Raw genomic sequence first — 9,465 nt, 5'->3', positions numbered from 1 at the left:
TTCTCGCTGAGGTCGGTGCGCATCAACGCACCTTCTCTGCCATGTGCGCGGCATTGACCTCGTCGGCGGGCCGTAGCTCGGTCTGCTTCACCGCCCATCGATAGTCCGGTTTGCCGGCCGGCGAACGTTTGATCTCGTCGACGAACCACACCGCCCGCGGAACTTTGTATCCCGCAATCTCTTTGCGCACGTAGCCGTCCAGTTCGGCGAGCGACGGATGGTCCCCGGTGCGGGTCTGCACCACCGCGGCCACCTTGTGACCTAGCCGCTTGTCGGGAACCCCCACGACGATCGCGTCGAACACCTGCGGATGCGACTTGAGCGCCCCCTCCACCTCCTCCGGGAACACTTTCTCGCCGCCAGTGTTGATGGACACGGAACCGCGCCCGAGCATCGTGACGCTCCCGTCGGCCTCGACCTGTGCGTAATCGCCCGGAATCGAGTACCGCACACCATGAATCATGGTGAACGTTGCGGCCGTCTTCGCCTCGTCCTTGTAATACCCGATCGGAATGTGTCCGCGCCGGGCAAGCAAACCGGTTCTGCCCGAGCCCGGTTCGACAGGATGACCGTCGGCGCCCAACACAGACGTCGACGCATCGATCTTCACGCGCGGGCCGCCGGTGTGTTCGGTGCCCTTCGCACACACGCTCAGTCCGCCGAATCCCGTTTCGGAGGACCCGATCGAATCGGTCAACATCCGATTGGGCAGCAATTCGAGGAACTTCTCCTTGATGCTCGGCGAGAACAACGCAGCGCTGCTGGCCATCAGGAACAGCGTCGACAGGTCGTAGGGCGTGCCGTCCGGCTTGCCCTCGATCAAGGCGTCGAGCATGGGACGCGCCATCGCGTCGCCGGTGATGAAAATCAGGTTGATCGAGTGCTCGTCGACCAAGCGCCAGATAGTGTGACCGTCGAAGTCCGGGTGCAGCACCGTCTTTCCGCCGCCGAACAGACTCTGGAAGGTGGCCCACTGCGCGCCGCCGTGAATCATCGGAGGAATCGGCATCCGCGTCATGACGGGATTCTCTGCGCCCATCTTGGCGAGATCCCATTCGTCCTCGAGGTACTCGCCCGTCATGAAGTTGATGCCGCCGCCGAGCACGCGCCACACGTCCTCGTGCCGCCACATCACGCCCTTCGGGCTGCCGGTGGTGCCGCCGGTGTAGAGCATGTAGATGTCGTCGGGGCTGCGTTCGCCGAAGTCTCGCTCGGGCGACGACGCGGCCAGTGCGTCGCCGTAGGAGACCTGCCCGACGCCCGCCTTGTCGGTGTCGTCCTCGATGGCGACGGTGGTGGTGAGCAACGGGCAGGTGGGGAGCACGGCAGCGACCTTGTCGGAGTAGCGCGCTTCGTGAATGAGCGCGACCATGTCCGAATTCTGAAAGATGTACTGCAACTCGTTCTCGATGTATCGGTAGTTGACGTTCACCACGACGGCGCGCAACTTGAACACCGCGATCATCGACTCGATGGTCTCGATGCCGTTGCGGCTGTAGACGCCGACCTTGTCGCCCGGTTGCACCCCACGTTTCTGCAGGTAGTGAGCCAGTCTATTGGTTCTGTCCTCCATCTGCGCGTAGGTGATCTGTCGATCCCCACACACCAGTGCAACCCGGTCCGGAACCAGGTCGATTGCATGCTCCACGAGGTCTGCGATATTGAGGGCCACGCAGTAAAAGTAGAACGTGTTATCGTTTCTGGCAATAGCCACTTCGAGACCCAGGTCACATACAGCGGGGAGAACCCACCAGTGTCGTCCGTCGCGCCGGAAACCACAGCCGAATCCGCCCACGCACTCGTCGAGAAGCGGGGCCACGTCCTCATCGTCACGATGAACCGGCCCGAGGCGCGTAACGCGCTGTCCGGCGAAATGATGGCGATCATGCTCGACGCGTGGGATCGCGTCGACTCCGACCCCGACATCCGCGTTGCCATTCTGACCGGCGCAGGCGGCGCCTTCTGCGCGGGCGCAGACCTCAAGGCCATGACCTCCACGCACCCCGGAGACAGCTTCGGCTCGGGCGGATGGGACATGTCGAAGATCGAAGCGCTGCTCAAAGGCCGCAGGCTCACCAAACCCCTCATCGCCGCCGTAGAAGGTCCCGCCATCGCAGGCGGCACCGAAATCCTCCAGGGCACCGACATCCGCGTCGCCGGCGAGAGCGCGAAGTTCGGTGTCTCCGAGGCAAAGTGGGGCCTGTTCCCCCTCGGCGGGTCAGCGGTCCGGCTCGTACGCCAGATCCCGTACACGGTCGCCGCAGAGATCCTGTTGACCGGCAGGCACATTCGAGCACGAGAAGCCCTCGAAATCGGCTTGATCGGACACGTCGTACCCGACGGACACGCACTCGACAAAGCACTCGAACTGGCCGACATGATCGCCGCCAACGGCCCCCTCGCCGTCCAAGCAATCCTCAAAACCATCCGCGACACCGAAGGCATGCACGAAGAAGCGGCATTCAAGATCGACGCCGAACTCGGCGTCCGCGTCTTCCAGAGCCGCGACGCCAAAGAAGGCCCACGCGCCTTCGCGGAGAAGAGAAAGCCGTCGTTCGAGGGTCGGTAGGCGGCTTCGCCACCCGTGTGGGCGGCTTCGCCACCCGTGTGCACTTAATGTCGTTCCGCCAGCACTTTTCGAACACCGGTGCGAAACGCACTTATCCACAGGCCAAGAAAATCTCGGGCGTGTCGCGGGAGCCGTGATGTCACTATCGCCCCATGACACAGAGCCTCGAATGGCAGCGGCTACTCGACGATCAACACGGCATCGCCGGGACGGCGCAACTGCGGCTGCACGGGTTCACGAAGGCGTCCGTGCGTCACCGTGTCGAGACCGGGCAATGGTTGTCGGTGCTACACGGAGTGGTGTCGGTTACCAACGGTCCGCTGTCGAGGCCCATGATGCTCAGCGCTGCGCTCGTCTACGGCGGCGCGGCGGCCGTCCTGAGTCACGACACTGCCGCCGTGCACTGGGGCATGAAGCGCCCACCCACCGAACCGCAACCCGTTCACATCACCGTCCCGTTCGGACGCTCGGCACGCGACCAATCGCCCACCGCGAGACGCCCGACGCCGCGTCCGTCCGCCCTGCAGCACAGGACCGTTCACCCGGGCGTGATCGTCCACCGCTCGCGGGCTATGAGGCACATCCGCGTGGACGCCGAGTTCCCTGTCACGTCGAGCGCCGACACCGCACTCGACCTGGCGACCGCGGCGTCGACCGCCCGCGACGGGATGATCGAACTCATCCAAGCGACGACCAACGGGCGCGTGTCGCTGCCCGAGATCCGTCGCCGTGTCGAGCAGCGAACGCCGTGGCGTCACAAACGGGCGATCATGGACGCGGTCGGACTCCTCGGCGACGGCGTGCAATCCGCGCTGGAACATCGATACGTTCTCGACGTCGAAGCCGCCCACGGGTTGCCCGTCGGGATGCGGCAAGGACGGGTGGTCGTCGACGATCGGGTGCTGTTCGAGGACGTGGACTACAGCGCATGCGGGGTACCGCTGATCGTTCGTCTCGACGGGGCGCGATATCACTCCGGCCACAGCGTCAAATTTCGTGATCGCCGACGCGATAACGCCGCCGAACTCTCCGGCCGACCTCGGCTGAACTACGGGTGGGAGGAGGTCACGACGACGCCGTGCGAGGTTTTCGAGGAGGTTCGAACGGTTCTGGTGCGCGAAGGCTGGCGCGATGTGTCGTATCCGTGTGCTGCCTGCACCCGTGTGCGAATGATGCGGGCCTGACAGCACTTTGTGAACACCGGGGGTCAGCGCACTATCGCCCCCGCCGGCGTTCCGTTGTCCAGCAGCGCGGCGACGGTCGCGGCTTCCATTCCCGGGGAACCGCAGACGAGGACTTGATGGTGGAGATACGGTTGCTGCACGCTCATGACATCGGCGAGGCTGCCCTCCCAGCAATGCTCGGGTCCGAATACCTGTGCCGTGTCGGCGATTTCGCTTCCGATGGTGTCGTGCCAACGGTCCGGTGCCCAGGGGTCTTCCAACTGGTCCACGACGGGGATCACCGACAACCACGGCAGCTCCGACGCGAGAATCCACAGCAGATCGGCGGCGTAGAGGTCGCGCGGAGACCGGCCGCCGACGTACAGCGTGACCGCCGGTGGTGATTCGCGACGGGTCAGGTCGAGGATCAGCGCGCGCAGCGGCGCGAGCCCGGTTCCGCCGGCGATCATCACCACGTCGCGACCCGAATCGTCGACGCGGAGGTTGCCTGCGGGGTTGCTCAACGTCCAGATGTCGCCCGGCCGTGTTTCGTTGACGATCGACCCACTCACCCACCCGGCGGGTACCGCGCGGACATGAAACTCGAGCTTCCCGTCGAGCGACGGCGGCAGCGCCGGTGAGTAGCGACGAGTGAGCCGTGCGTTCTGGGGGACGACGACCTCGAGCGACTGTCCGGCAGCGAACGGGATCGCGTCACCGACGAGGCGTACGACGGCCAGGTCGGCCCGAAGCCGGTGGTACTGAACAACCTCGGCGCTCCACGTCTGCATGAACGCCAGCCTAGTGGTGGGCGGGACGTCACCCCCGGTGCGTGGTAAGTGCTGCTTGAACGACATTAAAGGCACACGGGCGGCGGAGCCGCATGAGGCGCATCACCAGGGATCGTGGTGGACGGTGGACAGATCGACGCCCGCGCCCTGCAACCGGAACTTGGTGGTCTTGATCATCGAAGGCGAGCCGACTATCTGAATGTCACGACCGGTCCAGGGTCCGAACTCGGCCACGACCTTGCCGACATGCCCGACGATGGGCGCGGATCCGCTGATCGGGCTTCGATACTGCGGGCCGTCGTACCACCAGGGGTCGGTTTCTTCCTCGACGATGCCGACGATGGTGAGCCAGGGATTGATGGCCGCGATTTGCTGCAGCGTCGGCAGGTCGTACAGGTCGCATGGGTATCGACCGCCGTAGAACACGTGTACCTGCGGGTTGTCGGTGCGCGCTGCCATCTCCATCACCTGCGCTCGGAGCGGCGCGATGCCGGTGCCCGACGCGATGAGCAATCGGTCTCGACCTGCAGCGGTGTGCGTGGTCATGCTCCCGAGCGGCGATCCGAAGGTCCACCGGTCGCCGGGGGCGGTGTTGCCGACGATGGCCGGGCTGACCCAGCCGCTCGACACGCGTCGGATATGGAACTCGATCTCTCCCGCGGCGTTGGCGGGAATCGACGGTGACAGGTAGCGCCACATGCGGGGCCTGCTCGGGACCGACACGCTGACGTACTGGCCGGCGCTGTAGTCCATCGGCTCGTCGAGCATCAACCTGACGACCGAGACATCGTCGAGAACACGCAGGTGCTCGACGACGGTGCCGTGCCAGACGGGCGGGCCGTCGTCCGTGTCGGCTGCCTCCATCATGGTTCCGGCCATGACGGCGATGACCTCGCGCCAGGCGGCGTCGACCTCCTCGGTCCAGATCTCGGCACCAGCGAACTGTTCGAGCGCGGTGACGAGTGCGTCGCCGACGCCGGCGTAGTGGGCGGGCCCGATGTCGTACTTGCGGTGGTCACGGCCGAGTTGGGCGAGGAAGGGGAGCAGGCGATCGAGGTCTTCGAGCTGGTCGATGGCGTAGGCGATCGCGGTGACGAGTTTGTCGCGCTGCGCGGACATCGAGGCGGGAAACAGGTCGCGAAAGTCGGGTTGCCGGGCGAAGAGGATGGCGTAGAAGGACCGCGTCAGCTTTTCGGGACCACCGTCCACCGCAGCAACGGCCTTGAAGGTGGTTCTGACGAGCGAGATTGCCCGGTCATCCATCGTGTCGATACCCCATTTCGCCCCGTGCGTGGGCAGTCGACGCACACCGACCACCGCGTCGAGCACCTGCGGCCAGAGTTTGAAAGTTCGGGCGCGAGTCTAGCTCAGGACCGGCGCCGACCGCGGGGCGAGAAACGTCGGCCCCGTTATCCCGGTCGCGTATGGTTTCATTCCCCGTTACTCCCTCGATAGCCGTTGTTGAGTACGAACAACGCTGTTGCGCAGCGAATTTCAGGCCTTTCCAGTATCCGTTCGAGGCTCTACGATTCGTTCGTCGATCAAGATCGAACTCGTGCCAACGAAAACGGGGTAGGCAACACGTGACTGTCGCTGTCGGGACCGATCCGAACTTGCACGCACGAACCGGAATCGAGGAACGCGCGAGCGACGACCCGGATCTGACCCGGCGCCTCGCCGAATGTCGAAACTTCTTCGCCCTCCCCGAGTTGGCGCACCTCCCGTCCGATCGAGCCACACAGGCTGTGGCCGAGATGCAGGCAACGGGCACCTGCGTCCAAACCGCCGAGGAGATCGCCGTCGGCGCCAAGATCGCCTGGCGCAACCATGCACGCTGCGTCGGACGGGGGCATTGGCGGACGCTCGAATTCGTCGACGCCCGGCACGCCACCACGGCCGAGGAGATCGCCGAGGCGTGTTTCGAGCACCTGCGATTGGCCACCAACGGTGGCGCGCTGCGGTCGGTCATCACCGTCGGGCCGCCCCCGCTGCCCGACGGTCGCGAATACCGCATCGTCAGTCCCCAGTTGATTCGGTACGCCGGGTACCGCCGCGAGGACGGCAGCGTTGTGGGCGATCCGGCTCACAGCGAACTCACCGCGCTCGCGGAACGACTGGGCTGGCGGGGTGCTGGGACGGCCTTCGACCTGCTCCCCTTGATCATCTCCACCCCCGACGAACCGCTGCGGTGGTTCGACGTGCCCCGCGAACTCGTCCTCGAGGTGCCCATCGAGCACCCCAACTACACGTGGTTCGCAGGCCTCGGCCTCAAATGGCACGCCGTGCCTGCCGTGTCGGACATGGATCTCGACATCGGGGGCGTCCGCTACCCGTGCGCACCGTTCAACGGCTGGTACGTCAGCACCGAAGTGGGTGCGCGAAACTTCAGCGATACCGATCGGTACGACATGTTGCCGAAGATCGCGAAGAAGCTTCGCCTCGACATGAGCTCGGACCGCACGCTGTGGAAGGACCGATCCCTCGTCGAGTTGAACCGCGCCGTGATTCACAGTTTCCGCCGGTCCGGGGCCTACATGGTGGATCACCACACCGTCGCCAAACAGTTCGTCGATCACGTCGACCGCGAAGCGAAAGCCGGACGCGAATGCCCGACAGATTGGTCCTGGGTCAATCCGCCGATGTCCTCGGGCATTACCCCGACGTTCCATCGGCTCTACGATCCGCCCGACATGGACATCCGGCCGAACTTCGTCTCGCGTCGAGCGTCGGGATGCCCGTTCACCTGAACCCGGGATGGGGAAGGTGAACCAGGCACCCCCGATACGAAGCCGGCACCCCCGCTCTCGTCCGAGCAGGGGTGCCAGGTGTACAGCAGGGGTGCCAGGTGGCCGACGTCAGCGCTGGTTACGCGGTTTCCAGACCACCAGCGCGTTGCGCTGAATCGGCACGAGATCACGGCGGTAGCTCGCGTGGACGTTGGCGAGTTCCTGGGCCAGCTCGGTGACGCGCGCCTGCAACGCTTCGACCTGATTGGTGAGCTCGATGATGCGCTTGATCCCGGCGAGGTTGACGCCTTCGTCCTGCGAGAGCCGCTGCACCTCCCGGAGCAACGCGACGTCGCGCGGTGAATAGCGTCGACCGCCGCCGGTGGTGCGATGCGGCGTCACCAAACCCAGCCGGTCGTACGTGCGCAGCGTCTGTGCATGCATACCGGCGAGCTGGGCGGCAACGGAAATGACGAAGACCTGGGCGTCAGGGTCAGCCGGGCCCGGGCGTGGAGTGGAGCCTGCGGAATGACCAGATCCAGGAAGTGGGGGCATCGTCATCACACACCTGCCCACCCGGCCCGCGGGTCGAATCCGCTGGCCTTCTCGGCTTCCAGATATGCCTTCAACGTTTCGGTCGCGTTGTCGTCGAGTTTCTGCGGCACTGCAACTTTGACGGTGACCATCAGGTCGCCTGCCGTACCGGCCTTCTTCGGCACGCCGCGACCACGAACGCGCAGTACCCGACCGTCGACGGTGCCGGGCGGTACCTTGACGCCGACTCGACCGTCGAGCGTCGGCACCGACAGCGTGGTTCCGAGTACCAGTTCTCCGTAGCTGACAGGCACGGTGACCGTGAGGTCGTCGCCGTTGCGGCCGAAGACCTTGTCGGGACGCACTCGTACGGTGACGAAAAGGTCGCCCGACGGTGCGCCGCGCAGCCCGGCTTCACCCTGGCCTGCAAGCCTGATCTTCTGTCCGTCGGACACTCCCGATGGAACACGAACCGTGATGGTGCGGGTTCGGTTCTGCACGCCGGTGCCGCGGCAGTCCTGGCAGGGGTCGTCGATGATGGATCCGGTTCCGCGGCAGTCGTCGCACGGCTCACTGAAACCGAACGCGCCCTGGTTTCGGTTGAGGACGCCTGCGCCGTTGCACCGCGGGCATACGCGCGGGCTGGTTCCGGGCTTTGCGCCGCTGCCGTGGCAGGTGGTGCACGAGGACGGGCTGGTGAGTCGCAACGGAACCGTCACACCCTGTGTGGCCTCTCGGAAGCCGAGGGTGGTTTCGGTTTCGACGTCGCTACCGCGTCGTGGCCGGTTGGTCGTCGTGCGCTGCTGTGTGCCGCCCCGATTGAACAGGCCGCCGAACAGGTCGCCGATTCCGCCGTCGTTCGCGCCCTGGCCGAAGATGTCGCCGACGTCGAAGGTTTGCCCTCCGCCGCCGCCGAAGCCGCCGCTGCCCGGGGTGAACCCGCCGCCGCCGCGACCGAAGCCGCCGGAGGCGAACAGTCGCCTGGCCTCGTCGTACTCCTTGCGCTTGGCCGGGTCCGTCAGCACCGCATTCGCTTCGCTGACGGCCTTGAACCTTTCCTCGGCCTTGGCGTCACCGGGGTTCGCGTCGGGATGGTTGTCCCTCGCGAGCTTGCGGTACGCCTTCTTGATTTCTTCTGCAGACGCGCTGGAGGAAACGCCCAGCTCCTTGTAGAAGTCCTTCTCGATCCACTCCCGTTGGCTCACCGGGCGTTTCCTCCTCTCGCGCTATCTCTTCTTACTGCTCCTCGGATGCGGGGGCATCCGATTCTGTACTCACGTCGTCCACGACGCCGACCATCGCGGTTCGCAGCACGCGGTCACCGAGCTTGTAGCCCGGGCGCATGAGCGTTCCGACGACCGGTTCGCTGCCGTCTCCTTCGTGGGAAACAGCCTCGTGAATCGCTGGGTCGAACTTGTCTCCAATGGCACCGAAGCGGTCGAGACCGATGCTCGTGAACACACCGGCAAGCTTGTCGGCGACGGCCTTGAGCGGACCTGTTTCCAGGTCGCCGTGCTGACGAGCACGCTCGAGGTCGTCGAGCACCGGAAGCAGCTGCGATACGACGGACGCCTTGGCGTTGTCGATGACGGACTGCTTGTCGCGGTCCGTCCGGCGCCGATAGTTGGCGTACTCCGCCTGCAGTCGCTGCAGGTCGGCGGTCAACTCGGTCACCTGTGTGT

Annotated in this window: 9 protein-coding genes; 3 read left to right on the top strand and 6 right to left on the bottom strand. The window is 65.3% G+C overall.

Features of this window, described 5'->3' with window-relative positions; translation table 11 throughout:
- Window positions 1–22: 22 nt before the first annotated feature.
- The gene (locus WBQ44_RS02875; RefSeq protein WP_495565230.1) at window positions 23–1,672 is read right to left on the bottom strand and encodes an acyl-CoA synthetase; all 1,650 of its coding nucleotides are present in this window, start codon (window positions 1,670–1,672) and stop codon (window positions 23–25) included.
- A gap of 162 nt (window positions 1,673–1,834) precedes the next feature.
- On the opposite strand from WBQ44_RS02875, the gene WBQ44_RS02870 reads away from it, so the two are divergent.
- Together WBQ44_RS02870 and WBQ44_RS02865 are read left to right on the top strand one after the other, a co-directional pair.
- Entirely contained in the window at window positions 1,835–2,569 is a 735-nt protein-coding gene (locus WBQ44_RS02870; protein WP_495565233.1) for a crotonase/enoyl-CoA hydratase family protein, read from the top strand.
- A 152-nt stretch (window positions 2,570–2,721) separates the two neighbouring features.
- Window positions 2,722–3,753 carry a hypothetical protein gene (locus WBQ44_RS02865; RefSeq protein ID WP_495565229.1) on the top strand — a complete coding sequence of 344 codons (1,032 nt, stop codon included), beginning with the start codon at window positions 2,722–2,724 and terminating at the stop codon, window positions 3,751–3,753.
- A gap of 23 nt (window positions 3,754–3,776) precedes the next feature.
- On the opposite strand, the gene WBQ44_RS02860 is transcribed toward WBQ44_RS02865, so the two are convergent.
- Together WBQ44_RS02860 and WBQ44_RS02855 are read right to left on the bottom strand one after the other, a co-directional pair.
- Window positions 3,777–4,523, bottom strand: a complete 747-nt coding sequence (locus tag WBQ44_RS02860; RefSeq protein ID WP_495565228.1) for an FAD-binding oxidoreductase — start codon at window positions 4,521–4,523, stop codon at window positions 3,777–3,779.
- A gap of 102 nt (window positions 4,524–4,625) precedes the next feature.
- Window positions 4,626–5,786 (bottom strand): globin domain-containing protein, encoded by a 1,161-nt coding sequence (locus tag WBQ44_RS02855; RefSeq protein ID WP_495565232.1) that lies wholly within the window; start codon window positions 5,784–5,786, stop codon window positions 4,626–4,628.
- Window positions 5,787–6,106: 320 nt separating this feature from the next.
- Here WBQ44_RS02855 and WBQ44_RS02850 point away from each other — a divergent pair, with 320 nt between their 5' ends.
- Window positions 6,107–7,270 (top strand): nitric oxide synthase oxygenase, encoded by a 1,164-nt coding sequence (locus tag WBQ44_RS02850; RefSeq protein ID WP_495565227.1) that lies wholly within the window; start codon window positions 6,107–6,109, stop codon window positions 7,268–7,270.
- A 108-nt stretch (window positions 7,271–7,378) separates the two neighbouring features.
- On the opposite strand, the gene WBQ44_RS02845 is transcribed toward WBQ44_RS02850, so the two are convergent.
- The 3 genes from WBQ44_RS02845 to grpE all read right to left on the bottom strand — a co-directional run.
- On the bottom strand, window positions 7,379–7,804 hold the full coding sequence (locus tag WBQ44_RS02845) for a heat shock protein transcriptional repressor HspR (protein WP_495565231.1): 426 nt from the start codon (window positions 7,802–7,804) through the stop codon (window positions 7,379–7,381).
- Between the two features lie 5 nt (window positions 7,805–7,809).
- Window positions 7,810–8,988 (bottom strand): molecular chaperone DnaJ, encoded by a 1,179-nt coding sequence (gene dnaJ, locus WBQ44_RS02840; RefSeq protein ID WP_495565226.1) that lies wholly within the window; start codon window positions 8,986–8,988, stop codon window positions 7,810–7,812.
- 31 nt (window positions 8,989–9,019) lie between these two features.
- Window positions 9,020–9,465 (bottom strand): nucleotide exchange factor GrpE (gene grpE / locus WBQ44_RS02835; protein ID WP_495565225.1); only part of this gene is annotated, 446 nt, incomplete at its 5' end.

Origin of the sequence: Rhodococcus sp. (in: high G+C Gram-positive bacteria), from assembly GCF_049591685.1 — a bacterium.
In the GTDB taxonomy this organism is placed as follows: domain Bacteria; phylum Actinomycetota; class Actinomycetes; order Mycobacteriales; family Mycobacteriaceae; genus Rhodococcoides.
This window is presented reverse-complemented; position numbering and strand designations above follow the sequence as displayed.

What these genes read in the sequence shown, in the direction of transcription:
- WBQ44_RS02860 (WP_495565228.1), bottom strand. Translation starts at nt 4,523, where the DNA reads ATGCAGACGTGGAGCGCCGAGGTTGTTCAGTACCACCGGCTTCGGGCC.
- WBQ44_RS02855 (WP_495565232.1), bottom strand. Translation starts at nt 5,786, where the DNA reads ATGGATGACCGGGCAATCTCGCTCGTCAGAACCACCTTCAAGGCCGTT.
- WBQ44_RS02845 (WP_495565231.1), bottom strand. Translation starts at nt 7,804, where the DNA reads ATGCCCCCACTTCCTGGATCTGGTCATTCCGCAGGCTCCACTCCACGC.
- WBQ44_RS02865 (WP_495565229.1), top strand. Translation starts at nt 2,722, where the DNA reads ATGACACAGAGCCTCGAATGGCAGCGGCTACTCGACGATCAACACGGC.
- WBQ44_RS02870 (WP_495565233.1), top strand. Translation starts at nt 1,835, where the DNA reads ATGAACCGGCCCGAGGCGCGTAACGCGCTGTCCGGCGAAATGATGGCG.